This window comes from Streptomyces sp. LARHCF249 (assembly GCF_052871255.1).
This window is the reverse complement of record NZ_JBIXJQ010000005.1, coordinates 49,203-74,130: the sequence shown is the minus strand read 5'-3', so window position 1 is coordinate 74,130 and position 24,928 is coordinate 49,203. Positions and strand designations below refer to the sequence as shown.

Genomic DNA, 24,928 nt, shown 5'->3' with positions numbered 1-24,928 from the left:
CACGCACGACCGTGACCGACTCAGTAGGGGCAGGGCGTTGAGCAGCGTACGAGGCAAGAGGATTCTGGTCACCGGCGGGGCGGGCACCATCGGCTCGCATCTGGTGGACCTGCTGGTGGACAACGGGGCACGCGAGGTCGTGGTGCTCGACAACTTCGTGCGGGGGCGGGCGGCGAACCTGGCCCGCGCCCTGCCGAGCGGCGTGGTGGAGGTCGTCGAGGGCGACATCCGGGACGCGGCCGCCGTCCGCAAGGCGACGGAGGGCGCCGACCTGGTGTTCCACCTCGCCGCCATCCGGATCACCCAGTGCGCGGAGGAACCGCGGCTGGCCAACGAGGTGATGGTGGACGGCACGTTCAACGTGCTGGAGGCGTCCGCCGCCGCCGGGGTGGGCAAGGTGGTGGCCTCCTCCTCGGCCTCCGTCTACGGGCTGGCCGAGGCCTTCCCGACCACCGAGCGCCACCACCCCTACAACAACGACACCTTCTACGGGGCTGCGAAGGCCTTCAATGAGGGCATGCTGCGCAGCTTCCACGCCATGTACGGGCTGGACTACGTCGCGCTGCGCTACTTCAACGTGTACGGGCCCCGGATGGACATCCACGGGCTGTACACCGAGGTGCTGATCCGCTGGATGGAGCGGATCGCCTCGGGCGAACCGCCGCTGATCCTCGGAGACGGCACCCAGACCATGGACTTCGTGGACGTGCGGGACATCGCGCGCGCCAATCTGCTGGCGGCGGAGTCGGACCTGACCGACGAGGTGTTCAACGTCGCGAGCGGGACCGAGACCAGCCTGCTCGAGCTCGCGCTCGGCCTGCTGGAGGCGATGGGCGCGGGCGCGGACCTGGTGCCGGAGCACGGCCCGGCCCGCGCCGTGAACGGGGTGACCCGCCGCCTCGCGGACACCTCGCAGGCCGCGCGGCGCCTGGGCTTCACGGCGGAGATCGATCTGCGCAGCGGGCTGCGGGACCTGGTCGCCTGGTGGCGGGCCGAGCGCGCCGCCGCCGGAGACACGGAGGCCGGCCGTTGAGCGCCGAGGCCCGGATCCCGGTCATGGTGCCGTGGCTGGGCGAGGAGGAGGCGCGGGCGGCCGCCGACGCGGTGCTGTCCGGCTGGGTCGCGCAGGGCCCCCGGGTCGCCGAGTTCGAGCGGGCCTTCGCCGAGCGGGTGGGCGCCGGGCACGGCATCGCGGTGAGCTCGTGCACCACCGCCCTGCACCTGGCCCTCGTGGCGCTGGAGCTGGGGCCGGGCGACGAGGTGGTCGTGCCCTCGCTGTCGTTCATCGCCACGGCCAACGCGGTGCGCTACGTTGGCGCGCGGCCGGTGTTCGCGGACGTCGAGGAGGCCACCGGCAACCTGACCCCGGCCACCGTGGACTCGGTCCGCACGCCCCGTACGAAGGCGGTGCTCGCCGTCCACCAGGCCGGGGTGCCCGCGGACGTGCACGCGCTGCGCGCGGCGTGCGCCGACTGGGACCTGGCGCTGGTGGAGGACGCGGCCTGCGGCATCGGCGCGACCGTGGGCGGCACGTCGGTCGGCCACGGCGCGCTGCTCGCCGCCTGGTCCTTCCACCCCCGCAAGGTGATCACCACCGGCGAGGGCGGCATGCTGACCACGGACGACGCCGAGTGGGCCGGGCGGCTGCGGCGGCTGCGCGAGCACGGGATGAACGTGTCCGCCGCGCAGCGCCACGCGAGCACCAAGCCCATCGTCGAGAGCTACCTGGAGGTCGGCTACAACTACCGGATGACCGACATCCAGGCCGCTGTCGGCCTGGTGCAGCTGGGCAAGCTGGACGCGATCGTGGCCCGGCGGCGGGAGCTGGCGGCCCGGTACGCGCAGCTGCTGCGCGCCGTCCCCGGCGTGCACCCGGTCCGGGACCCCGGCCACGGCGAGGGCAACTTCCAGTCGTACTGGGTGCTGTTGGCCGAGGGGTTCCCGGTCGGCCGGGACGAGCTGCTCGGCGTGCTCTCCGAGGCGGGCGTCTCGGCCCGGCGCGGGATCATGGCCTCGCACCTGGAGCCGGCGTACGCGGGGCACGGTGCGGCGCCGCTGCCGGTGACCGAGCGGATCAGCCGCGACTCGCTGATCCTGCCGCTGTTCCACACCATGACGGAGGATCAGCAGGACCGGGTGGTGGCGGTGCTCCGCGAGCAGGCCGGCGGATGAGCGGGCCCGGCACGGAGGACCTGCTGATCGTCGGTGCGGGCGGGTTCGCCCGGGAGACCGCCCAGGCGGTGCGGGACGTGGCCGCCGCGGACCGGGCGCAGGGCCGCGCCCCGCGGTGGCGGCTCGCCGGGCACCTCGACGACGACCCGGCCCTGCACGGCCGGGAGGTCGACGGGGCGGTCGTACTGGGCGGTTCGCAGCGCGTGCACGAGCTGGGGGACGCCCGGGTGGTGGTCTGCGTCGGCAGTCCGCGCGACTACGCCGTACGGGCCCGCCTGGTGCGGCGCCTGGGGCTCCCCGCGAGCCGCTACGCGACGGTGGTCCACCCCACGGCGGCGGTGTCGGGGTCCTCGGTGCTCGGCGCGGGCTCGGTGCTGCTCGCTCACTGTGTGCTGACCGCCGCCGTCCGGGTCGGGTGCCACGTGGCGGTGATGCCGCAGGTGGTCCTGACCCATGACGACACGGTCGGGGACTTCGCCACGCTCGCCTCGGGGGTGCGCCTGGGCGGCGGGGTGCGGGTGCGGCGGGGCGCCTATGTGGGTGCGGGGGCGCTGGTCCGGGAGTACGCCGAGGTCGGCGCCTGGTCGCTGACCGGTATCGGCAGCACCGTCCTGGCGGACGTCCCCGCCGGGGAGGTCTGGGCCGGTACCCCGGCCCGCCGCCTGCGCCGGGCGGCGGACGCGGCCCTCGCCGAACTGGCCCGCGACGCCGAGGCGCCGGACGGGCCTGCCGCGGACGCGCCGGTGCCCGCACGGGCATCGGCGCACAGCACGGAAGACGGCGCCGGCCGGTGGCCGGGGACACGGATGGGGAGCCCAGTCGCATGAACCAGATACCGCTCGTCGACCTGAAGGCGGCGCACGCCGAGGTCGCGGAGGAATTACGGGCCGGATTCGACCGGGTGCTGGCCGGCACCGGCTTCATCGGCGGTGAGGAGGTCCGCGCGTTCGAGCGCGAGTACGCGGAGTTCGCCGGGGTCGGGCACTGCGTGGGCGTCGCCAACGGCACCGACGCCCTGGAGCTGGCCCTGCGCGCGAGCGGGGTCGGCGTCGGCGACGAGGTGGTGCTGCCCGCCAACACGTTCATCGCCACCGCGGGCGCCGTCGCCCGGATCGGTGCGCGGCCGGTCCTGGTCGACTGCCTGCCCGACACGCTGCTGATGGACCCGCGGGCCGCGCTGGCCGCGGTCGGCAAGGCCACCCGCGCGGTGGTCCCGGTCCACCTGTACGGGCAGTGCGCCGCCACCGCGGAGCTGGCGGCGGAGCTGCCGGCGCGCGTCAGGGTCGTCGAGGACGCGGCGCAGAGCCAGGGCGCGACCCGGGACGGCCGCTCCCCCGGCAGCGGCGGGATCGCCGCGACGAGCTTCTACCCGGGCAAGAACCTGGGCGCGTACGGGGACGCGGGCGCGGTGGTGACCGACGACGAGGAGACGGCCGCACTGGTACGGGCGCTGGCCAACCACGGCGGCACCGCCAAGTACCGGCACGACGTGGCCGGGTTCAACAGCCGCATGGACGCTCTGCAGGCGGTGGTGCTGCGGGCGAAGCTGGCCCGGCTGGCCGGGGGGAACGCGGCCCGCCGGGCCGCCGCGGCCCGGTACGACGCGCTGCTGGGCGACCTGGTGGCCGCCGGACGCCTCACCCTGCCCGTGACGGCGCGGGGCAACGTCCACGTGTGGCACCTGTACGTCGTACGGGTCGCCGCGGGCGCGGACCGCGACGCCCTGATCGGCAAGCTCAACGCCGAGGGCATCGGCGCGGGCGTGCACTATCCGGCCCCGGTCCACCTCACCCCGGCCTTCTCCCACCTCGGCCACGGCCGCGGTGCCTTCCCGCACGCCGAGCTGGCCGCGGACCGGATGCTCTCCCTTCCGCTCTTCCCGCAGATCACCGCCGCCCAACAGCAGCGGGTCGTGGCCGCGCTCGCCGACGCCCTGCGCTGACGCCCCGTGCCGACGTAGATGAGGTCCAGATGAACAGACGGACGAGGCTGCTCCGGTACGGTCTCTTCACCGTGATCGCGGCCCTGATGGCCACGGTCCTCCCCCCGTCCGCGGTGGCCGGCGCGGCCGACCCCTGCGGCCCTGGCACCAACGCGATCGTGTGCGAGAACTCCAAGCCGGGCACGCCGATGTCCGAATGGTTCGCGCCCAGCGCGTACGGCGACATCAAGGGCTTCCCGGCCCAGATGAGCGTCCAGGCGGGCGACACCCTGCAGTTCAAGGTCCAGTCGCCGACGCCGTACCGCGTGTCGGTCTACCGGCTGGGCCACTACGGCGGCGACGGGGCCCGCCTGATGTCGACGGCGGCCCAGGCCGCTCAGACGTACCCGGCGAACTTCGCCCCGGGCGGCAATCCGCGCAGCTGCGCCACCAAGCCCGCCACCGGGCTGGTCGACTGCGGCAACTGGCCGGTCACGGCCGCCTGGAGCGTGCCGGCCGACGCCGTCTCCGGCCTGTACGTGGCCAACTTCGACCAGGCGGACGGCAACGGGGTCATGCCCTACCCGTTCGTGGTCCGCAACGACTCCAGCCGCTCCGACATCCTGGTGCAGACCAGTGACCAGACCTGGCAGGCGTACAACAACTACGGCGGCCAGGACCTCTACGACGGCGCGGGCCCGGCCCCGGACGGGCGGGCGTACGAGGTCAGCTACAACCGGCCCATGGACATCGGCGGGGACAACGGGATCTACGGGTCCGAGTTCCAGATGATCTCCTGGCTGGAACGCAACGGGTACGACGTGAGCTACATGTCGGGCATCGACATGTCGACCCGCGGCGCGGCCCAGCTGACGAACCACAAGGTGTTCCTGTCCTCCGGGCACGACGAGTACTGGACCCAGGACCAGTTCACGAACGCGCTGAACGCCCGCCGCGCCGGCGTCCACCAGACGTACTTCAGCGGCAACGAGGTCTTCTGGAAGACCCGCCTCGCCCCGAGCATCGACGGCACCTCCACCGCCGACCGGACGCTGGTCTGCTACAAGGAGACCAAGCTGTCCTTCCCCCAGCCGAACGGCATCCCCGATCCGAGCGGGATCTGGACGGGCACCTTCATGGACCCGGCGAGCGGCACCAACGGGCGGCCCTTCCAGCCCCAGAACCAGCTGACCGGCTCGATGTTCAGCGTGAACGGCTACCGCAGCGACGCGATCACCGTGCCGGGCTCCTTCGCCAAGCAGCGGCTGTGGCGGCACACCTCGGTCGCCGCCCTCACCCCTTCCCAGACGGCCACGTTCCCCAACGGCACGCTCGGCTACGAGTGGGACAGCGACGTGGAGAACGCCAGCCGGCCGGCCGGGCAGATCCAGATGTCCTCCACCACGGTGGACGTCAGCGACGGCAAACTCCTGCTCGACTACGGCAACACGTACGGCAACGGCACCGCGACGCACAGCCTGGTGGCGTTCCGGGACCAGACCTCGCGCGCCCTCGTCTTCGGCGCGGGCACGGTGCAGTGGTCCTGGGGCCTGACCAACATGCCCACCGGCAACCCGGACGACGCGGTGGTCACCGAGGACAAGCGGATGCAGCAGGCCACGGTGAACGTGTTCGCCGACATGGGCGTCCAGCCCAAGTCCCTGCAGGGCGACCTGGTCGCGGCGAGCGCCTCCACGGACACCGTGGGCCCGGCCGTCACCGTGACCAGCCCGGCGGCGAACGCCACGGTACCGGCGCTGCGGCCCGTGACGGTCACGGGAACGGCGGCCGACACCGGCGGCGGTGTCGTGGCCCGGGTGGAGGTGTCCACCGACGGCGGCACGACCTGGAAGGCGACCACGGGCCTGGGCTCCTGGACCTACACGTGGACCCCGACCGCCCCGGGCCCGGTGCAGATCAAGGTGCGGGCGGTGGACGACAGCGTCAACATCGGTGCCACCACCACCGTGCAGCTGACCGTCGGACCCCAACAGTGCCCGTGCACCGTGTGGCCGGCCGCGGCCGTGCCGGGCACCGTCAACGCCGGTGACGGCAGCGCCGTCGAACTCGGCGTGAAGATCCGCTCCTCGGTACCCGGATCCATCACCGGTGTCCGCTTCTACAAGTCCCCCGCCAACACGGGGACCCACACCGGCAGCCTGTGGAGCAGCTCCGGCCAGCGGCTGGCCACCGGCACCTTCACCAACGAGACGGCCTCGGGCTGGCAGCAGCTGAACTTCTCCAGCCCGGTGCCCGTCAAGCCGAACACCACCTACATAGCCTCCTACTTCGCGCCCCGCGGCGGCTATTCCTTCGACACCACCTTCGCCGCGGGCGACGCGGGGCTGGCTCCGCTGACCGCGCTGCGCAGCGGTACCGACGGCGGCAACGGCGTGTACCGCTACAGCGCCACGGGCGGATTCCCGTCCACCGCCGCCTCGGGCAGCAACTACTGGGTGGACGCGGTCCTGGACACCTCCACCGCGAGCACGACCCCGCCCGCCGTGAGCACCACCTCGCCGCAGTCCGCGGCGACCGGAACCCAGATCACGGCGGCGGTGACGGCCACCTTCAGCACCGCCGTCGACGCGGACTCGCTGGTGTTCACCGTGAAGGATTCCGGCGGCGCCACCGTCCCGGGCACCAAAGTCCTCGGCGCGTCGAACAGCGCGACCTTCACCCCGTCCTCGGAGCTGGCCCTGAACACCGTGTACACGGCGTCCGTCCAGGCGTCCGACCTGTGGGGCAACGCCATGACCGCGCCGGTCACGTGGAACTTCACGACCAGCGCGAGCCCTCCGACGGTGACCTGCCCCTGCACCCTGTGGAGCGGCAGCGCGACGCCGAGTACCGCCAACATGGGCGACGACACCAACTCGGTGGAGCTGGGCACCCGGTTCCAGTCGGCGGTCAACGGCTACGTCACGGGTGTCACCTTCTACAAGGGGCCCGGCAACACGGGCACGCACACCGGCAGCCTGTGGTCCGCCTCCGGCACCCTGCTGGCCACCGGCACCTTCGGCAGCGAGACCCTGTCGGGCTGGCAGCAGCTGCAGTTCGCCACTCCCGTGCCCATCACGGCCGGCACCTCGTACGTGGCCTCGTACCACGCGCCGAACGGCAACTACTCTGTGGACGGCGGCTACTTCACGGGCGCCCACCGCTCCTATCCGCTGGTGGCCCCGGCCGACGCGCCCGGGAGCGCCAACGGGCTCTACAAGTACGGGGCGTCCACGGCGTTCCCCTCGAACACCTTCGGCTCGGTGAACTACTGGGTCGGTCCCCTCTTCACCACCACCCTGCCGAACGGCGTCCAGTCGGACGGGTCCACGGAGGTGGCCGGCCCGTGAGCACCGTCAGCGTGGTGATCCCCTGCTACAAGTACGGCCACTTCCTGGCCGACTGCGTCAAGAGCGTCCTGGACGAACAGGAGGGCGTCGACGTCCGGGTGCTGATCATCGACGACGCCTCGCCCGACGACTCCGCGGCGGTCGCACGGGACCTGGCGGCCGGTGACCCGCGGATCGAGGTCCGGGTCCACGAGACCAACCGCGGCCACATCGCCACGTACAACGAGGGCCTGCTGGAGTGGGCCGACGGGGACTACGTCGCCCTGCTCTCGGCGGACGACCGGCTGGTCCCCGGGGCCCTGGTGCGGTCCGCGGCCCTCCTCGACGCGCATCCGGAGGCGGGCTTCGCCTACGGCCGGCCGCTGCGCTTCCAGCACGGCGGACCGCTGCCCGCGGCCCGTACCCTCGCCACCGGGTCGGTCGTCTACCCCGGCCGGTGGTGGCTGGAGCGGCGCTTCCGTGAGGGCACCGGGTGCATCACCTCGCCGGAGGTGGTCGTCCGGACCAGCCTCCAGCGCAAGGTCGGGGGCTACGATCCGCAGCTCCCGCACGCCGGGGACATCGAGATGTGGATGCGGCTCGCGGCGCACGCCGACGTGGGCTACGTCCGCGGCGCCGACCAGGCCTTCTACCGGGTCCACGGCGGCAACATGTCCACCACGGACTTCGGCGGACAGCTCGACGACCTGCGCCAGCGGCTCGTCGCCTTCGACTCGGTGCTGGACAAGTGCGCCGGGCTGCTCCCGGAGGCCGACCGGCTGTCGGTGGCGGCGCGCACCCGGCTGGCCCGGTACGCGCTGCGGCGCGCCTACCGCGCGTACGACCGGGGACGCACTGCGGTGGTACCGGTGGACGATCTGGTGGAGTTCGCCGCGCAGTGCCTGCCCGGCGGGTACGCGTCGCTGCCCGAGTACCGGGCGCTGGTCAGGCGCCGGCGCATCGGGGCGCGGGCCATGCCCTACCTCCAGCCGCTGGTGCTCTCGGCGGTCGCCGACCGGGGGCGCGAGTGGCTGTGGTGGCAGTCGTGGAAGCGCCGGGGGATCTGATGGGCCGTCCGTTCCGCTCAGTCGCCCGCCCGCCGCGCCCGGCGGGCGAGCAACTGGTCGGTCCACAGCGCCGCCGGCACTCCCGCGATCCCGGCCAGCAGGACCGATCCGGCCAGCCCCCGGCTCTTGGTTCCGGTCTGCGCCACGGCGTTCGGCGGCACCAGCAGGGTGACGCTCATCCGCGCCGCTTCGGGGATGCCCTGCTCCGTCTGCAGGTCCGCCAGGTGCTTCGTGTAGAGCTCGATGACCTTCCGTACGGCGGTGTCGGCCGCGGCCGGGCCGGACTGCTCGGCCTGGATCTGCAGGGAGGGGATCAGGTAGCGCGGGGTCACGCTCGTGCCGCTGTTGCGCGGGATCAGCCGGTGGGTGCCGGTGACTCCCGCGGCCCTGAGCTCGGCCTGCCCGGCGGGCGAGCCCAGCTGCTGCACCGCCGCGTAGGAGACGGCGGCGAGCGGCGGCTGCAGATTGGCGAGCTGGTTCGGCTGGCTGCCGGTCACCGGCGGCTTGAGCACCACGATCGCCGTGCTCAGGTACGTCACGGAGGGGCGGAGCACCTGGTAGGCGCCGGCGGCCGCGAGCACCATCGCGAGGAACAGGACGTACCAGCGCCGGCGCAGCGCGCGAACCATCTCACCAGGCGACACACGATTCCCTTCGTCGTGATCGATCCTTGCAGGGCACGGGTCGGCACGCCATCAAATCCCGTACCTCGTAGGGGCCGTCGGTGACCATCGGTGAGATACTCGCGGTGCTGCGGCGCCGCTGGTACGTGATGGCGCCGCTGACGCTGATCGGACTCCTGGCGGCCGTCCACCTGTACCGGTCGGTGCCCGTGGCGTACCAGTCGCAGAGTTCGGTGGCGCTGATCGATTCCAAGGCCGTGGCCGAACTGGCACCCGCCTTCGGCAATCCCATCGCCAACGCCGGCGGTTCCCTGGTCGTGACCGCGGACGTGCTGATCAGAACCCTGTCGGGGACGGATGCGGCGCGGGATCTGCACGGGCTCGGCGTCACGGACCCGTACACCGTCTCCTTCGCCGCGAACACCTCCGGCCCGATGCTCACGCTGACCGTCACGGGCACCGACCGGGAGAAGGTGCTCCGGGAGACCAACATCCTCACCGGCTTCGCGGGGGAGCAGCTGGGGGCGCTCCAGGCGGCGGCCAAGGTCGAGCCGGCGTACTTCGTGCAGACCACGCCCGTAGTGCTCCCGCAGACGCCGCGGCCCCAGCTCAAGAGCCGCTACCAGCAGGTGCTGGGCGTCATCATCCTCTGCACGACGGCCGGCTTCACGTTGTCCTTCGTGACCGAGAGCCTGGTGGCGGCCCTGCGCCGCAGGCGCGCGAACGGGTCGTCCGGTGTGCGCGCCCGGCGTGCGCACCGGCGGGCCCGGGGCCGGCCGCTGGACGCGGTCGCGCTGCTCAGCGGCTATCTGGCGCTGGCCTTCTTCATCCCCTCGAACCTGACGCTGCCGGGGATGGGCGGGGTGGGCACCCCGGCCAACGTGTTCGCGCTGCTGGGCCTGTTCTGGTACCTGGCGGCCTGGATCACCGGCCGCATCCGGCCGGCCCCGGGCACCCGGCTGCCCCGGGTCGTGATGTGCCTGCTGGCCGTGTCGGTGCTGGCCTCGTACCTCGCGAACGCGACGCGCGGCAGTTCGCAGAAGGAGGTCCTCGCGGCGGACCGCGGCCTGATCGGGCTGCTCGTGTGGGTGTCCCTGGTGGTGCTGGTCTCGGCGGGGATCCAGGACCGGGCGCGCCTGGACGTACTGCTGCGCCGGGCCGTCGTGATGGGGGCGGTGGTGGCCGCTATCGGCTACTACGACTTCTTCACCGCGACCAACATCGCCGACCGGATCAGCATCCCGGGGCTCAAGTCGGCCGCCGCCCAGATCACCACCCTGGACCGCGGCTCCTTCACCCGGCCGCGCTCCACCACGGCGCAGCCCCTGGAGTTCGGCGGGATGCTCGCCATCCTGCTGCCCTTCGCCGTGCAGCAGGCCTTCGATCCGGTACGGCGGCACCTCAGCGCGTGGCGCCGCTGGGGGCCGGTGGTGCTGATGGGGGGCGCCCTGCCGCTCACGGTGTCGCGGACCTCCATCATCGGGGCGCTCATCGTGATCCTGGTGATGGTGCCGCGCTGGAAGCCGCAGCGCAGGTGGGCCGCGATCGGTCTGCTGCTGGTCTCGGTGGCCTGCTTCAAGGTGATCGTCCCCGGGCTGATCGGCACCATCACCACGCTGTTCGGGTCCTTCCTGGCGAACTCCGACAGCAGCACCCAGGCGCGCACCGTCAAGTACGGCGCGATCGTCCCCTACGTCGGCGAACGTCCCTTCTTCGGGCGCGGCTTCGGCACCTTCCTGCCCGAGCTGTTCTTCTTCACCGACAACCAGTACATGCTGACGCTGGCCGAGATGGGCTTCCTGGGGCTCATCGCGCTCCTGGTCCTCCTCTTCACCGGCATCCACCAGGGCGGTGCCATCCGCAGGCTGGCCCGTACCGAGTCCGACCGTGAGCTCGGACAGGCCTTCTTCGCCTCGGCCCTCGTCTCCCTGGTCATCAGCGCCACCTTCGACGCACTCAGCTTCCCGATGTTCGCCGGGATGTTCTTCCTGACGATCGCCGCCGGAGGCAGCTACCTCGGCTTCATCCGGCGCGCGGCGCCGAAGCCCCGACCCGTGGAGTTCCCATGTCTTCCCGCCGACCGGCCTCCCCTCGGCCCCTCCCCGGCTCCGGCCCGGTAGCCGTTCTCGTCGTGACCTGGAACAGCGCCGGGGTGCTCGCGGAGTTCCTCGCCTCGCTGCCGGAGGGCATGGCCGGGCTGGACTGGCGCCTGGTCGTCGCCGACAACGACTCGGCCGACGGCACCGTGGACCTGGTCCGCTCGCTGGCCCCGGACGCGACGGTCGTCCAGACCGGCCGCAACGCCGGCTACGCGGCCGGGGTGAACGCCGCCCTCGGGGCCGCCGCCGGGTGGGAGGGCGGTTTCCGTGCGGCCCTGGTCTGCAATCCGGACGTACGGATGCGGCCCGGCTGCGCCAAGGTGCTCGTGGACGGGCTCGGCGCCCCGCCGGCCCGCGGCGGCCGGATCGGGATCAGCGTCCCGCTGCTGTACGAGGAGGACGGGCGCACCCTCGTACGCTCCCTCCGCCGGGAGCCGAGCGTGACCCGCGCCCTCGGCGAGGCCGTCATCGGCAACCGCCGGGCCGGGCGCTTCCCCCGCCTGAGCGAACTGGTCACCGACCCCGCCGCGTACGAGCGGCCCACGTACGCGGACTGGGCGACCGGAGCCCTGATGGCCCTGTCCGCGGACTGCCTGGCCGCCTGCGGCCCCTGGGACGAGTCCTTCTTCCTCTACTCCGAGGAGACCGAATACTGCCTGCGTGCGCGGGACCGGGGTTACCGCACCCGGCTCGAGCCGGCCGCCGAAGCCGTGCACCTGGGCGGCGACTCCCGGATCTCGCCCCGGCTCTGGACCCTGCTCACCCTCAACCGCGTCCGCCTGTACCGCCGTCGGCACGGCGCCCTCGCCACGGCCGCGTTCCGCGCCGCCGTCCTGCTCCGGGAGGCCTCGCGAGCCGCGCTCGGCCGCCCGGCCAGCCGCGCGGCCGCGGCCGCACTCGCCCGGCCGGGCGCCCTGCGCACTACGCCGGGGCCCTGACCGCCGCCTGACCGTCGCTGCGCGGGCGGCAGACCATGGCGACGAAGTCGTGCCCGACATCCGGGAGCGCCGCGTCCTCCGCGGCAAAGCACCGCTCCAGCAGCGCCAGCGTCTCCGGCTCCTGGTCACGGAAGTGGTGCGCGATCCCCGAGAACGCGATGTGCAGCACCGTGCCCCCGTACGGCCGTTCCTCGACGACCTCGAAATGGCGCCGCAGGCCCGGCAGCAGCGCCGCCGCGTCGACCGCCTCCGAGGGGTCGTCCAACACCATCGACAGCCTGCTGGGCCGTACGACGCGGCGCTTGATCCGGCCGTCGGCCAGGCGCCGCCGCTCCTCGGGAAGCTGGGCCAGCAGCGCGTTCGCCGCCTCCAGCTGGCCGTCGGTCCACTGGAAGCGGGTGGGACCGACGAACTCGTCGACCACGAACGTCCCGCCGGGCTCGATCAGTTGCGACAGCCGTGGCAGGGTCTCGTCGAGGTCGTCGAAATGGTGCAGCGACTGCAGGCCCAGCAGCACGTCGAAGCGCTCCCCGTCGCCGGCCATCCGGTTGACGTCGGAGACCCGGAAGCGCAGGACACCGGCGAGGCCGTGCTCGGCGGCGGCGCGGGTGGCGAAGTCGATCCGCTGCTGCGCCACGTCCACGCCCTCCAGGAGGCCGAACGCACCGGTCTTCGCCCAGAGCAGTTCGTTTCCGCCGGTGCCGCACCCCAGCGAAAGGCCGCGCAGATCGGTGCGCGGCGCGAAGTGCTTCGCGGCCACGTACTGGGGATAGGAGGTGTCCGCGTCCCCGGTCATCAGCAGGTTCCACCGCTTGACGACCCCCGGTATCGCCCACCACTCGGTCAGCGACGGGTCGACCCGGGACCAGTGCTGGACCACCCGTGCGCCGCCGCGCACCCGCAGCTTGGCCAGCACCGGGTCCAGTTCCAGCCGTCGCACCTTGCGCAGCAGCCGGTCCGCGTCATGTCTGTTGATCAGGTTGTTCAGCATGCGAGCTCCGTTCGTACGGCTGTCAGCGACTTGGTGACACCGAGCACCCGCTCGCTGAGGAGCACCGATCCGGGGAACAGGTAGCGCATTTCGGCGCCGGTCAGCAGCTCGATGTTGACCACGGCGTTCATCGCCGACTCCGGGCTGTCGGGACGGCTGTGGACGAGCGGCCAGTGCCGTACCAGGCGGGTCCTGGCGGCCAGCGGCAGGAACTGGAAGCCGGGCGCCACGAAGTGCGGCTCGACCGGGAAGTAGCGGTACGGCGTCTGGATCCAGTGCAGCGGCGCCAGTGACTCGACAGCGGCGACGAACCGCCGGCGCTGGCTGTGGCCCCCCACGTGCTCGATGGTCGAGTTGGAGAACACCAGGTCGTAGCCGCCGTGGCTGCTCAGTGCGGCGGCGACCGCCGGGTCGGTGACGTCAGCGACCTCGGCAGTGATCCAGTCGGGCAGTTCGGCGGGATGTTCCTCCAGATTGATCAGGTGGACGTGCTTGGCGCGCAGCGGTGCACGCAGCCACATCTCGGCCGTCCCGCCCAGGTCCACGACGCTCATGCTCTCGATGCCGGGGAAGCAGCGGTGGAACCGCTCCCAGCGGGCGGTGCGCAGTCGTTCGCCCAGCGAGCCGGGTGCGTCGACGAATCTGTTTCTGAGGGCGCGGGATCGGGGCACGGGATCAACCACCTGTGGTCGGAGCGGAAAAGGGGCGAGCCTCAGCGGGGCTGTTGCCATTGCGTGTAGAAGCTGTCCGGGTTCATGAGGTATCGGACGGTGGGGTGGGGGACATGGAGGACCCGGTGCCGACGGCCGTAGCGGCGGATCAGCTCCCAGTCCTCGCGGGGCAGCACCTGCGGTGTCCGGCGCAGCCGGCTGAAGTGCAGGGAGCGATTGCGGCGGGCGACAAAGGCATTGGTGTCCAGGAAGGCCTCGCGGGCGGCGCGGCGGCGGTCGTACGGCACCGACAGGACGTCCTTCTCGGTGCCGTCGGGCAGGACGCGGCGCAGCGCCGTGTAGACGCCGTCGGGCCCTCCGGGGCTGTCCAGGACGGCCAACGCCCGTTCCAGATGGTCGGGTTCCCACAGGTTGTCGTCGTCCAGGAAGGCCACGTACGGCGAGCGCGTGAGGCGGATGCCCACGTTGCGCACGACGCCCGCCACGCCGGTGTTGCGTGCCAGCGAGACCGCGAACAGCCTCGGGTCGTCCGGGAGTTCCGGCAGTCCGGCGCCGTCGTCGACCACGATGACGACCTGGTCGCGAACGGTCTGGTCCAGGGCCGAGCGCACCGCGGCACGCAGCGCCTCGGGGCGCCGGTGGGTCGCTATCACCGTGGCGACCAGCGCCGAGGGCGGCGACGGCAGGGCGGCGGCCAGCCGTCGCGTCTCGGCGTCCTCGATCCGGCGCAGCCGCACCGCGGTGGGGGCCAGCAGGACCTTGTTCCTGGCCTCGAAGAGCACCAGCCAGCCGAACAACGCCTTGAGCAGTGTCCAGGGCACCCGCGCGACACGGCGCGTCCCGGCGCCGCTCACGAGGCCGGCTCGGGCTGGATCGGGCGGCCGTCGGACATCCGGTTGTTCCGCCACACGTTTCCGGCGCCGCTGTGGTTCCAGTGGGCGACCACGCCGTAGCCGCCGGAGGAGGGGTGGTACTGCGTCGAGAAGACGTTGTCGGTGACCTTGATCTCGGTGGCGCCGGTGCTACCGCCGTAGAGGGCGTACGCGCCGCCGGCGATCCAGTTGTTGTCGACGGTGACGTTGCGGACCACCCCGTTGTCCGCGAACAGGCCGATGCTCCCCGAGGCGCCCTGCTGGACGCTGGTCGCGTTGAGCAGGGTGTTGTGGCGGATGATCAGGTGGCCGGTGTTGCCCCCGCCGCTGATCACCGCGTTGGTGTGCTGCCACTCGCCGCCGAGGTTGACGAACGGAACGATGTCGTGCACGTAGTTGTCGTGCAGATCGCCCTGTCCCATGGACAGGGCGTCGCCGAACACCGAGACGTCGCACCAGCCGACCTCGATGGAACTGCCTCCCATGTTCGACACCGCGTAGTCCACGCCGCCGTTGTCCGGCCCCTTGCCGGGCACGGCCGTGATGGTGGAGTGCAGGACCCGCAGGCCGCTGAAGCCGGGGCGCAGGTTGATGCCCCACCAGTTGTCGGAGGTGATCTTGGTGTCGATGACGGTGACGTCGTTCGCGTAGATGTCGAGCGAGCCGGTGATGTCCCACCCCCGGATGACGAGCCCGTCGGTACGGACGGCCATGTACCCGGTCTCGTGGGGCGTGAGGGCGATCCGCGGACCGGTGGTGCCGGCGTCGGGGAACCCGCAGTCGCGGGGAGAGGCGCACGCGGTCTCGGCCGCGGGGGCGCCGGACGCACTGCCGGCCGCGGTCGGCGGACCGGTGCCCGGTGACGCCGAGGACCCGCTCGCAGGGCAGGTCGGCGCGTCATCCGGACAGTCCGACGATACGGACCGGTCCGGTCCCGAGCAGGCCGCGCCCAGGACCGCCAGGAGGACGGCGAGCAGCAGTGCCGCGAGCGGGTTCCGGCTGATGCGCCGTGGCATCGGGTTCACCTCGTGTCCTGTGGGGTGGGCCGCACCGGTGCGGAGGACCGCTGCCGGCCGCGGTGGGGCCGGTCGCCGCGGCCGGCGCCGCGCAGGAAGCCGCGGCTGGGCAGGACGCACAGCGTGTAGCCGGCCAGGGCGATCGCGCTGATGGCGAGGAGCGCGAGCGGGCCGTCGCCCAGCCGGCGCTGCAGGCCGAGGATGATCGCGGCCATCACGGCCCCGCCGAGGAAGGGCCACGCGCAGGCCCTGGCGACCCGGCCGACACCGATGCCTCCACGGCTGAGCGCGTACAGGAACACGGGCACCACCATGCCGCCGGCGACCACGACATGGGCCTGCGAGACCCCGACGATTCCGTTCAGGCGGGCGCCGACGAGGAGCACCGGGATCAGGGCTGCCAGCCACAGCCCCTGCACCAGGAAGAGCGACCGGCGCTGTCCGATCGCGACGAGGCAGTCGTAGGCGAGTTCGCTGCCGATGCGGATCAGGCCGAGGGCCATCAGCCAGGGCAGTGCCGCGGCGGCGGGAGCCCACTGGCTTCCGTAGATCAGCTGGACGGCCGGCCCGGCGAGGGCGGCCAGCAGGACGCACAGCGGGACGGTGGCGGTGATCACCACGCCCAGGGCTCGGCTGAAACCCTCGGCCAGCGCCTGTGGTGAGTCGGCCAGGCGGGAGAAGCCGGCGAAGGAGACCCTGCGGGCGGCCTCGGAGATGATCCGTACGGGCCAGCCGGAGATGTTGAAGGCGAGCACGTAGAAGCCCAGCGTCGCACTGCCCAGCGTCGCGCCCACCACCATGGTGTCGACGTTGACCACCGCGAGGGCCAGCATGCTCGCGCCCGCCAGCGGAAGCCCGAACCTGAGCAGCGCCCGGGCCTGTTCGGGGTCCCAGCCGAATTTCAGGGTGCCCGGCGCCGCCAGCCCGCAGCCGATCAGCGTCACGACGTTCCCCGCCACGGCCCCCCAGGCGAAGCTCATCGCGCCCCATCCCTCGAAGGCCAGCAGCAGCGTCACCGAGGTGCTGAGCACGAAGTTGAGCGCGTCGATGATCATCCTTTTGCCCTGGGCGAACTCACGGGTGAGGAAGCCGCCGGGCACCTGTGCCACCCCGTCGATCACCACGCACAGGCACATCACCCGCAGGACCCCCGCGGCGTCCGGCGAGCCGAGCAGACCCGCCACCGTCGGTGCCGCCGCGAACAGCGCCGCGTACAGCAGGCCGCTGGAGAGGGCGCTGAGGGTCAGCACGGTCGGCGCGAACCGGCGTGCGTCCCCCTCCCAGCGCACGATGGCCAGGCCCACGCCCAGCTCGTTCGCGGAGAGCAGGACCAGCAGCACGGTCTGGGCGATGCCGTACACGCCCCATTCCGCGGGGCCCAGGGCGAAGCGCGCCAGCACGATGCCGGTCGCGAAGTTGCCCAGGCGCATGACAACGGTATTGATCAGGCTCCACCGGGCCGCCGAACGGACCGTCCGGCCGAGGGTGGAGGAGTCGGGGAGTGCGGGCGCGGGAGGAGCGGGGGCCTTGCCCGTCTCACCGGGCTCACTGTCCGGTGCGCGGGCGGTGTCCACGGGTCGACTCCTCGTCGAGCGGCTCGGCGGCGGACGGCACCGCCGTGACGGGCTGTGGCGCCTCGGGCTCTGCGGCGGCCGGCCCGTCCTCGGCGGACCGCGCCCATGTGGGCGGCCGCCGGATGGCGAGCGTCCTTTCCACGGCCGACTCCCCGGTCGGGGGGAGGGGGGCGGTCGTCCCCTCCTCCGGCTCGGAGCCCTGGGCCTCCGGCTCCGGCTCGGGCTTGCGCTCGGCCTCGGGCTCGGGCTCGCGCTTGTGCGACCTCTTGCGCGCCTCCGCGTAAAAGGCGGCGACCATGCTGAGCACCAGGCCCAGGCCCCCGGCCATGACGAGGTACTGCAGCCTGGTCTTGGTCTCGGCCACCGGCTTCTGCGGCGGCACGATCGTCGCCATGCGGATCATGGCGTCCGGGGCGACCTGCTGCTTCGCCTGGAACTCGGTCAGCCGCTTCTCCGCGTAGGCGGTGAGCCTCCGGTCCGACTCCAGGAGGCGGTCCGGGTCGCTCCCGGTGACGATGAGCCACATGAAGGGGCCCAGCGCATTGTCGGCGATCTTCGCCTCGGGGGTTCCGGTGACGCCCAGCTCCTTGAGATCGGCCAACGAGTCGTCGGAGTTGAGGTTGCGGGCCAGGCCGTCGGCCATTCCGGTGAGCGAGGTCTGGGTGCTCAGGAAGGGGTTGCCGTCGAAGGCCACCGTGGCCTTCTCGGAGTTCAGGAGCGTCACCGTGCTCTGCGACCGGTACTGCACCGGAACCAGCAGGTACACGGCGGCGGTGAGCGCCGCCGTGATCGCCAGTCCGGGCAGCAGCACGTACCAGCGCCTGCGCATGACTCGCCAGATCTCGGCGAGGTCCATGGTCTTCCCCTTCGTGTGGCTACGGTTGCCGCTGGACGAGATCGGTCGGTCTGAGCCGGGTCCGCGCGGCCCCGCCGTCCAGCAGGACACCGGCGACGCGGTCTCCCGCGCGCCCGTCCCACAGCTCGGGGCAGCGGGGTGCGGGCGGATCGTCGAGCACCCGGTGCGCGGTGGCCACGATGCGCGCCGGATCGGTGCCGGCCAGCACGTTGGTGCCCTCCTCGACCGTGATGGGGCGCTCGGTGTTGTCCCGGAGGGTCACGCAGGGCACGCCCAGGGCGGTGGTCTCCTCCTGGATGCCGCCGGAGTCGGTGAGCACCAGGCGGGCGGAGTCCTGGAGGGCGATGAAGTCGAGGTACCCGGCGGCCGGCACCAGGCGGATGCCGTCGGGTACGCCCGCTTCGGCGAGCCGTTCGGCGGCCCGCGGGTGCACGGGCAGCAGCAGCGGACAGCGGCCGGCGATCTCGCCCAGGGCCTTCAGCAGGCCGCGCAGGGCGCCGGGGTCGTCCACGTTGGCCGGGCGGTGCAGGGTGACCAGGCCGTAGCCGCCCCGGATGAGCCCGTACCGGTCCAGGACGTCGGAGCGCCGGGCCCGGTCCAGGTTGGCGAGCAGCGTGTCGATCATGACGTTGCCGACGACGTGGATCTGGTCCTCCCGGTAGCCCTCCGCCCGCAGGTTCGCGGCGGCGTCGGGCGAGGGGGCCAGCAGGTAGTCGCTGACGCGGTCGGTGGCGACCCGGTTGACCTCCTCCGGCATGCCCCAGTCGCGGCTGCGCAGTCCGGCCTCCACGTGGGCCAGCAGCGGGCCGGCCTTCGCGGTCACCAGGGCGCAGGCGAGGGTGGAGTTGATGTCGCCGACCACCACGACGGCGTCCGGGGCCTCTTCCGCGAGCAGCGGTTCGAAGGCCGTCATGACCCGGCCGGTCTGCTGGGCGTGGGTGCCGGATCCGGCACCCAGGTACCGGTCGGGGGCGCGGATGCCGAGGTCGCGGAAGAACACCTCGTTCATCGACTCGTCGTAGTGCTGGCCGGTGTGGACGAGGACCACCTCGGCGCCGCGGCGCTCCAGTGCGTCCATCACCGGTTTGATCTTCATGTAGTTGGGCCGCGCTCCGGCGACGCACACGATCTTCGCCACGCTCATGGTTCAGAGCACCTCCACCGTCGGTCCGGACAGCCGGTTGCGGCAGTCGAGGACGAAGGAGGCGTGCTCGATGACCATCGCGTAGTCGAAGGAGTCGTGGTCGGTGAGCAGGACGACCACGTCGGCGGCCGCGAGTTCCTTGCGGGTGGGCTCGACCCGGACGAGCCGGGCGTCGACCTTGACGTCCTCGACCACGTGGGGGTCGGCCGCGCGCACCTTGGCCCCCATGTCGAGGAGCAGTTGCGAGACGCGCACCGCGGGCGATTCCCGTGCGTCGCCGGTGTTCTTCTTGTACGCGAGCCCGAGCAGCAGGACCCGGGAGCCGTTGACGGAGCGGCGCTTGGAGTTGAGCGCGTCGATGACACGGCGGGTCACGTACTCGGGCATGTGGCTGTTGATGTCGTTGGCGAGCTCGACGAAGCGGAAGCTCTGGCCGAGCTCGCGCTGTACCCGCCAGGACAGGTACGAGGGGTCGATCGGCAGGCAGTGGCCGCCGACGCCCGGGCCGGGGGTGAACTTCATGAAGCCGAACGGCTTGCTGGACGCCGCTTCGATGGCCTGCCACACGTCGATGTCGAGGTGGCGGGCGAACATCGCTATCTCGTTGACCAGCGCGATGTTCACGTGCCGGAAGGTGTTCTCCAGCAGCTTGGCCAGCTCGGCCTCCTTGGGCGAGCGCACCGGCACGGTGGTGTCGACGAGGTCCCCGTAGAAGGACTCGACGGCCTTCAGCGAGCGGGCGTCGACACCGGAGACCACCTTGGGCGTCTGCTGGAAGCCCCAGACCGCGTTTCCGGGGTCTATGCGCTCCGGGCTGTAGCCGAGGTGGAAGTCGGCTCCGGCGGTCAGCCCGGAGCCGTCCTCCAGGATCGGGGCGAAGAGCTCCTCGGTGGTGCCCGGGTAGGTGGTCGACTCCAGCACCACGGTCGCGCCGGGGCGCAGGTACCGGGCCAGGGTGCGCGCCGACTCCTCTATGTAGCGGAGGTCGGGGGCTCCATCGTGTAACGGCGTCGGGACGGTGACGACGGCCACGTCGAAGCCGCCGCAGTCCCGGGCCAGTTCGGTGGGGCGGTAGGTGCCGAGCTCGAGCGCCCGGTTCAGCCGCTGCGAACTGACGTCCTCCACGTACGACTCTCCGGCGGCGAGGCTCTTCACCCGCCGCGCGTCCACGTCGTACCCGATCACCTGGTGCCCGACCTCGGCGGCCCGGACGGCCAGCGGCAGACCGACGTATCCCTGTCCCACGACGACGACGCGCATCAGTGACTCCTGTTCGCGGAACCGGCAGACGGTGTGCGGCGGATGAGCTCGCGGACCGTCATGAGGAGGAAGGCGGTGTTGGTGGTGAGGTAGCGCTTGCCGAGGCGGCGCGGCTCCTGGAGGGCGCGGTAGCACCACTCGAGTCCCATCCGCTGCCAGACGACGGGCGCCCGTTTGGTGATTCCGGCGAGGATGTCGAAGGAGCCGCCGACGCCGTGCACCACGTGGGCGCCGGTGCGGTCGCCGTAACCGGCGGTGAAGATCTCCTTCTTGGGGGAGGTCATGCCGAGGAACAGCAGCTGGGCGCGGCTGTCCGCGATGGCGTCGGCGATCGCCTCCTGCTCGGAGTCCGCGAAATATCCGTTGCGGCTGCCGGCCACCCGCAGTTTCGGGAACCGCTCGGAGATCTGGTGGAGCATCATCTCCAGGACCTGCTGCTTGGCGCCGAGCAGGTAGACGGAGATGTCCGCGGCCTCTGCGGCGGCGAGCAGGCGCATGAACAGGTCTATGCCCGCGACCCGTTCGGGCAGCCGGACGCCCAGGACGCGCCCGGCCCAGACCACCGCCTGGCCGTCGGCCAGGACCAGGTCGCAATCGGCCACCGCCCGGGCGAGGCGGGGGTCGCGCCGCATGTTGACCAGCTTGGCGGCGTTGACCATGCCGATCTCGATCCGCTCGCCCCGGCGTACCGCGTCGAGGCAGCGCCGGACGGTCTCGTCCATGGTCAGGGGGTCGAGTCCGACCCCGAAGAGGGACTGTCTCCGGCTCATCTCTGCGGCCCCCCGAGCCAGGCGAACAGCATCCAGCCGAACTCGTACGGGCGGCACTCGCGGTCGACCGCGACGGGGCGGAAGAGCCGGTCGAGGGGTGCGAGCCGGGCCTGCGGGGCCACCCGGGTGGTGAGTCCGCGGGCGGCGCGGACGGCCTTCTTCGGGTCGCCGCGGTGGACCTTGCGCCAGGTGACGCCGAGTTCCTCGCGGATGAGGGGCTCCCGCGGGGCTCCCGAGGGTCCGGTGAGTTCGGGGGCCTCGGTCATCCAGCGCAGCCCGCGGCGGATCTCCGTACCGAAGTCGGTGCCGCCCGCCTCGGCGAGGTCGAACAGGGCGGTCGGGGCCATCGCGTGCTGGTGGACGCTGTAGACGGGGTAGCCCTCGACGAGGGTGCCGTGGCGGGCGTCGTAGTGCCACCACCACTGTCCGCCGTCCCCTTGCAGCGCGCAGATGCGGGCGGCGCAGGCGTCGGCGGCCGCGAGGGCCTGCGGGTCGTCGCCGCTCGCGTGCAGCCGGGCCAGTGCCTGGAGCGGATAGGTCTGGTCGGCGAAGCAGGCCACGTGGGACCGGTATCCGGGCAGCAGCCCCGGCCCGGTGGCGTGCGGGAACAGCGGGCTGCCGGCCATCCTGGCGGCGAGCAGCCGGTCGCGGGCCGCCGCGAGGCGGTACTCCACGTCCACCGTGTCGCGCGCGGCGGTGAGGGCGGAGAGCACCCAGGCCGCCTCGACCGTGTACTGCGGCTGCCCGGGCAGGTCCAGCGCGGCCACCCGGTCGAGGGCGTCGGCCAGCTTGGGGTGGCCGGTTTCGGCGGCGGCCCAGGCGATGAGCGCCGCGTCGCCGAGGTTCGTCACCGCGGGCAGCCGTTCCACCAGCAGTCCGGTGAACTCTCCGGCGGTGCGCCCGCCGAACAGCGGGCGCTGCCGGTCCTCGGGCAGGAACCGGGCTCCGAGTGCGGTGATGGCCGCGTACCGGGTGCTGGTCCCCCGCTGCTCGAGGCGGCGGACGCCGTCGGGTGAGGCCTTGCCCACCCGGGTGAACACGAAGGTCTCGGCGCCCGGCAGGTACATGCCGGGCAGGCCCGCCTCGGCCAGGGCGAGCAGCCGTTCGGCGAGGGCGTGCAGCGGCAGGTCCTCGCGGGCCAGTGCTCCTAATCGTGTGGTGGTCATCGGGTCCCCACCCCGACTCCCCGGGTGCTGCGCGCACCCCGTATGTCCGAGCTGTACGGCTCCAACACACCTACCCCCTCTGATCACTCCTCGGACGGACCTGGCGGTCGTCATTCCGCGGAGGGGGATTGCGTGTGACAACGCCCGTGCCGACGACGCCCGTTGCGCCATGGCACGAGCCGTCCGACGGACGCCGACTGGACCCCCCAGCGATGCCTCGGACCGGAGCGCGCGCGTACGGCGGCAGGGTGTGCGGGCGCGTGGAATCCGCGCCGCGCGGCTCTGCCCGCGGTGCCCTCGTCGTGTACAACCCCCCACTGAGACAGGCCTGTTGCCTGCTCAGATCCCTTGTGCAGGGACACGGTATGCCCACGGATGTTCGTTGATTGTGGTTTTGAGGAAATGCCGGTTCCCTAAATTGCCGGCATTCCGTCAGGGGCGCTCGGTGAGCGTGCCGTCCTTCTCCACGTGCAGCGCGCCGGTGCGCGGGCACTCCCACACGCCCGGCTCGTCCGCGCGCTCCACGAGGCGGACCCCGGCCCGCCCCACCCAGCCGATCCGCCGGGCCGGCACGCCCGCCACGAGCGCGAAGTCCGGTACGTCCCGGGACACCACGGCCCCCGCCGCGACCAGGGCCCAGCGTCCGACGCGCACCCCGGCCACGCACACCGAGCGGGCGCCCAGCGAGGCCCCCTCGGCCACCACGACCCCGGCGGCCTCCCAGTCGCCGCCCCGCTTCTGCCGGCCGTCGGGATCGACGGCGCGCGGGTAGAAGTCGTTGGTGAGCACCGCCGCCGGGCCGATGAACACCCCGTCGCCGAGGACGGCGGGCTCGTAGACGAGCGCGTAGTTCTGCAGCTTGACGTGGTCCCCGATCCGCACGCCCGGCCCGACGTACGCCCCGCGGCCCACGATGCACCCGCGGCCGAGCCGGGCTTCCTCCCGTACCTGTGCCAGATCCCAGATCGTGGTCCCCTCGCCGAGTTCGGCCGTCTCGTCGACCTGGGAGGAGGGTTGAATGCGGACACTCACGGGGCGGTCCCCTTCACGTTCGCGAGGTGTGCGGATGCGCGCGCGTACGGACGGAGCATATGCGCCGCGGGCTCCCTCGCCGCGGGGATCAACCGACTGTTCACGTAAAGGGCTTGGCGCTCATTCGTAGCGGTACAGGAGGGACTCGCGCTCGCTCTGGCGGATCTGCTCGATGGTCACGTCCGGCAGGCCCAGGTGGGAGAGGGTGACCTCGGCGGAACTCGGTACGGCGTCCTCGGCGAGCCACTGCTCGGGCTTCCAGGCGTTGCCGCGCAGGAAGGCCTTCGGGCAGTGCTGGTAGACCTCCTCCACCTCGACCACGATCGCGCTGCGCGGCGGCTTGCCGACGGCGGTCAGCTGCTCCAGCAGCCGCGGGTCCGCGGAGACGCAGGCCCTGCCGTTGACGCGCAGGGTGGTGGCGCGGCCGGGGATGACGAAGATCAGACCGGCCCGGCCGGTCTCCACGATGTTGTGGCTGCTGTCCAGCCGCTTGTTGCCGGTGGCGTCGGGAACGGCGAGGGTGAACTCGTCCAGGACGGAGACGAACCCGGCGGGACCGCCGCGGGGGGTCACGTCGCAGTGGCCGCCTGTGCCCGCGCTGGCGATGAACACCAGCGACGATCTGCCGATCACGGCGCGTGCGACGTCGTGGAGCCGGTCCACCTCCTTGCGGCGGACCAGTTCACTGGGTTCCTCGTAGAGCGCGCGCAGCTGGGCCGTGGTCTGGACGGCACCGGCGTGCAGGGCATCGAATATGCGGCCGTTCGGCGGCGTGGTGGTTGTCACGGCCAGGCAATCTATCCGACCGTGTCGGGCGCGGCTCGCGCCCGGCTCAGCCGGGCACTTCGGGGGCCACCGCCTCGGCGAAGTCGGCGGCGATGTCGCACACGTGCCGGTCCGGTTCGGCGGTGCCCCGCTGGGCGACGACCAGCACCTTCCCGAAGGAGGCGGGCCACAGGATGACGCAGCCCTTGTCGTTGCCGCTGACCATCGCCGACGACACCCCGGCGACGGACGTGGGGGTCGGCTCCGGTTCCAGGGGGATGTCCCTGGAGTACATGACCATCAGCCTCGCGGACTCCCGGTCCGAGTTCCAGCTGCACGCCCGCATCGGAACCTTGTCGCTCCGGTCCGGCTCGGGCGAGTCCAGCTCCCACTCGTCCGACACGTCGCTGTCGACCGCGTCGCACGGATCGGCCGGCACAACGGGCAGGACCTGCGCGCTGTCCGACGAGTCGCCACCGTCGCCGTCTCCGCCGCCGTCGCCCACCAGCGCCCAGATCCCGGCCCCGGCCGCGGCGGCGAGCAGCGCCGCGACGATCACCACGACGGACATGCGCCGGGTCCGCTCCCCCGGTGGCGGCCCGTCCGGTTCGGCCGGTTCCACCCAGGCCTGACTGTCCTCGTCCCATGAGGCCACGCCGAAC

The 24,928-nt window shown here is 72.4% G+C and carries 22 protein-coding genes; 8 read left to right on the top strand and 14 right to left on the bottom strand.

Annotated features, from left to right (window positions below; genetic code table 11):
* Positions 1–37: 37 nt before the first annotated feature.
* The 6 genes from ACIPUC_RS15400 to ACIPUC_RS15375 are packed head-to-tail and all read left to right on the top strand — an operon-like array spanning position 38 to position 8,489.
* Complete coding sequence (locus tag ACIPUC_RS15400) at positions 38–1,033, top strand: SDR family NAD(P)-dependent oxidoreductase (protein WP_446589808.1); 996 nt, start codon at positions 38–40, stop codon at positions 1,031–1,033.
* Positions 1,030–2,172 (top strand): DegT/DnrJ/EryC1/StrS family aminotransferase, encoded by a 1,143-nt coding sequence (locus ACIPUC_RS15395; protein ID WP_446589807.1) that lies wholly within the window; start codon positions 1,030–1,032, stop codon positions 2,170–2,172. Before ACIPUC_RS15400 ends, ACIPUC_RS15395 begins: the two co-directional genes overlap by 4 nt.
* Positions 2,169–2,999 (top strand): NeuD/PglB/VioB family sugar acetyltransferase, encoded by an 831-nt coding sequence (locus ACIPUC_RS15390; RefSeq protein WP_446589805.1) that lies wholly within the window; start codon positions 2,169–2,171, stop codon positions 2,997–2,999. Before ACIPUC_RS15395 ends, ACIPUC_RS15390 begins: the two co-directional genes overlap by 4 nt.
* On the top strand, positions 2,996–4,114 hold the full coding sequence (locus ACIPUC_RS15385) for a DegT/DnrJ/EryC1/StrS family aminotransferase (RefSeq protein ID WP_446589803.1): 1,119 nt from the start codon (positions 2,996–2,998) through the stop codon (positions 4,112–4,114). The genes ACIPUC_RS15390 and ACIPUC_RS15385 overlap by 4 nt, the downstream gene beginning before the upstream one ends.
* Positions 4,115–4,143: 29 nt before the next feature.
* Complete coding sequence (locus ACIPUC_RS15380) at positions 4,144–7,443, top strand: DUF4082 domain-containing protein (RefSeq protein ID WP_446589802.1); 3,300 nt, start codon at positions 4,144–4,146, stop codon at positions 7,441–7,443.
* Positions 7,440–8,489 (top strand): glycosyltransferase family 2 protein, encoded by a 1,050-nt coding sequence (locus ACIPUC_RS15375; protein WP_446589801.1) that lies wholly within the window; start codon positions 7,440–7,442, stop codon positions 8,487–8,489. Before ACIPUC_RS15380 ends, ACIPUC_RS15375 begins: the two co-directional genes overlap by 4 nt.
* Before the next feature lie 17 nt (positions 8,490–8,506).
* Here the strand turns inward: ACIPUC_RS15375 and ACIPUC_RS15370 are convergent, their stop codons facing one another.
* Positions 8,507–9,118: a hypothetical protein gene (locus ACIPUC_RS15370; RefSeq protein WP_446589800.1), complete on the bottom strand. Its 612-nt coding sequence runs from the start codon at positions 9,116–9,118 to the stop codon at positions 8,507–8,509.
* Positions 9,119–9,213: 95 nt separating this feature from the next.
* On the opposite strand from ACIPUC_RS15370, the gene ACIPUC_RS15365 reads away from it, so the two are divergent.
* Positions 9,214–11,232, top strand: coding sequence for an O-antigen ligase family protein (locus ACIPUC_RS15365; RefSeq protein WP_446589799.1), 2,019 nt, complete (start codon positions 9,214–9,216; stop codon positions 11,230–11,232).
* An 11-nt stretch (positions 11,233–11,243) separates the two neighbouring features.
* Positions 11,244–12,149, top strand: a complete 906-nt coding sequence (locus ACIPUC_RS15360; protein ID WP_446589797.1) for a glycosyltransferase — start codon at positions 11,244–11,246, stop codon at positions 12,147–12,149.
* Here the strand turns inward: ACIPUC_RS15360 and ACIPUC_RS15355 are convergent.
* The 13 genes from ACIPUC_RS15355 to ACIPUC_RS15295 all read right to left on the bottom strand — a co-directional run bounded on the left by ACIPUC_RS15355 (position 12,133) and on the right by ACIPUC_RS15295 (position 24,921).
* Positions 12,133–13,140, bottom strand: coding sequence for a class I SAM-dependent methyltransferase (locus tag ACIPUC_RS15355; protein ID WP_446589795.1), 1,008 nt, complete (start codon positions 13,138–13,140; stop codon positions 12,133–12,135). The genes ACIPUC_RS15360 and ACIPUC_RS15355 overlap by 17 nt on opposite strands.
* A complete protein-coding gene (locus tag ACIPUC_RS15350) occupies positions 13,134–13,811 on the bottom strand; it encodes a class I SAM-dependent methyltransferase (RefSeq protein ID WP_446589794.1) in 678 nt (225 codons plus the stop codon). Before ACIPUC_RS15350 ends, ACIPUC_RS15355 begins: the two co-directional genes overlap by 7 nt.
* A gap of 41 nt (positions 13,812–13,852) precedes the next feature.
* Positions 13,853–14,632, bottom strand: coding sequence for a glycosyltransferase family 2 protein (locus ACIPUC_RS15345; protein ID WP_446589793.1), 780 nt, complete (start codon positions 14,630–14,632; stop codon positions 13,853–13,855).
* A 29-nt stretch (positions 14,633–14,661) separates the two neighbouring features.
* Positions 14,662–15,699: a hypothetical protein gene (locus ACIPUC_RS15340; RefSeq protein ID WP_446589791.1), complete on the bottom strand. Its 1,038-nt coding sequence runs from the start codon at positions 15,697–15,699 to the stop codon at positions 14,662–14,664.
* Positions 15,700–15,704: 5 nt separating this feature from the next.
* Entirely contained in the window at positions 15,705–17,273 is a 1,569-nt protein-coding gene (locus ACIPUC_RS15335; protein WP_446589790.1) for an oligosaccharide flippase family protein, read from the bottom strand.
* Positions 17,245–18,129: a chain length determinant protein gene (locus tag ACIPUC_RS15330; protein WP_446589789.1), complete on the bottom strand. Its 885-nt coding sequence runs from the start codon at positions 18,127–18,129 to the stop codon at positions 17,245–17,247. Before ACIPUC_RS15330 ends, ACIPUC_RS15335 begins: the two co-directional genes overlap by 29 nt.
* 19 nt (positions 18,130–18,148) lie before the next feature.
* Positions 18,149–19,273, bottom strand: a complete 1,125-nt coding sequence (wecB, locus tag ACIPUC_RS15325; RefSeq protein ID WP_446589788.1) for a non-hydrolyzing UDP-N-acetylglucosamine 2-epimerase — start codon at positions 19,271–19,273, stop codon at positions 18,149–18,151.
* Between the two features lie 3 nt (positions 19,274–19,276).
* Positions 19,277–20,533, bottom strand: a complete 1,257-nt coding sequence (locus tag ACIPUC_RS15320) for a nucleotide sugar dehydrogenase (protein WP_446589787.1) — start codon at positions 20,531–20,533, stop codon at positions 19,277–19,279.
* On the bottom strand, positions 20,533–21,303 hold the full coding sequence (locus tag ACIPUC_RS15315; protein WP_446589785.1) for a WecB/TagA/CpsF family glycosyltransferase: 771 nt from the start codon (positions 21,301–21,303) through the stop codon (positions 20,533–20,535). Before ACIPUC_RS15315 ends, ACIPUC_RS15320 begins: the two co-directional genes overlap by 1 nt.
* Positions 21,300–22,469 carry a hypothetical protein gene (locus ACIPUC_RS15310; RefSeq protein WP_446589783.1) on the bottom strand — a complete coding sequence of 390 codons (1,170 nt, stop codon included), beginning with the start codon at positions 22,467–22,469 and terminating at the stop codon, positions 21,300–21,302. Before ACIPUC_RS15310 ends, ACIPUC_RS15315 begins: the two co-directional genes overlap by 4 nt.
* Before the next feature lie 432 nt (positions 22,470–22,901).
* Positions 22,902–23,501: an acyltransferase gene (locus tag ACIPUC_RS15305; RefSeq protein ID WP_446589781.1), complete on the bottom strand. Its 600-nt coding sequence runs from the start codon at positions 23,499–23,501 to the stop codon at positions 22,902–22,904.
* 120 nt (positions 23,502–23,621) lie between these two features.
* A complete protein-coding gene (locus tag ACIPUC_RS15300; protein WP_446589779.1) occupies positions 23,622–24,287 on the bottom strand; it encodes an MSMEG_1061 family FMN-dependent PPOX-type flavoprotein in 666 nt (221 codons plus the stop codon).
* A 46-nt stretch (positions 24,288–24,333) separates the two neighbouring features.
* Positions 24,334–24,921, bottom strand: coding sequence for a DUF3558 family protein (locus ACIPUC_RS15295; RefSeq protein WP_446589778.1), 588 nt, complete (start codon positions 24,919–24,921; stop codon positions 24,334–24,336).
* Positions 24,922–24,928 lie beyond the last annotated feature (7 nt).

Excerpts from the sequence above, each read along its gene's own strand:
- ACIPUC_RS15390 (WP_446589805.1), top strand. The coding sequence starts at position 2,169 with ATGAGCGGGCCCGGCACGGAGGACCTGCTGATCGTCGGTGCGGGCGGG.
- ACIPUC_RS15385 (WP_446589803.1), top strand. The coding sequence starts at position 2,996 with ATGAACCAGATACCGCTCGTCGACCTGAAGGCGGCGCACGCCGAGGTC.
- ACIPUC_RS15380 (WP_446589802.1), top strand. The coding sequence starts at position 4,144 with ATGAACAGACGGACGAGGCTGCTCCGGTACGGTCTCTTCACCGTGATC.
- ACIPUC_RS15370 (WP_446589800.1), bottom strand. The coding sequence starts at position 9,118 with ATGGTTCGCGCGCTGCGCCGGCGCTGGTACGTCCTGTTCCTCGCGATG.
- ACIPUC_RS15355 (WP_446589795.1), bottom strand. The coding sequence starts at position 13,140 with ATGCTGAACAACCTGATCAACAGACATGACGCGGACCGGCTGCTGCGC.
- ACIPUC_RS15340 (WP_446589791.1), bottom strand. The coding sequence starts at position 15,699 with ATGCCACGGCGCATCAGCCGGAACCCGCTCGCGGCACTGCTGCTCGCC.
- ACIPUC_RS15330 (WP_446589789.1), bottom strand. The coding sequence starts at position 18,129 with ATGGACCTCGCCGAGATCTGGCGAGTCATGCGCAGGCGCTGGTACGTG.
- wecB (WP_446589788.1), bottom strand. The coding sequence starts at position 19,273 with ATGAGCGTGGCGAAGATCGTGTGCGTCGCCGGAGCGCGGCCCAACTAC.
- ACIPUC_RS15320 (WP_446589787.1), bottom strand. The coding sequence starts at position 20,533 with ATGCGCGTCGTCGTCGTGGGACAGGGATACGTCGGTCTGCCGCTGGCC.
- ACIPUC_RS15315 (WP_446589785.1), bottom strand. The coding sequence starts at position 21,303 with ATGAGCCGGAGACAGTCCCTCTTCGGGGTCGGACTCGACCCCCTGACC.
- ACIPUC_RS15310 (WP_446589783.1), bottom strand. The coding sequence starts at position 22,469 with ATGACCACCACACGATTAGGAGCACTGGCCCGCGAGGACCTGCCGCTG.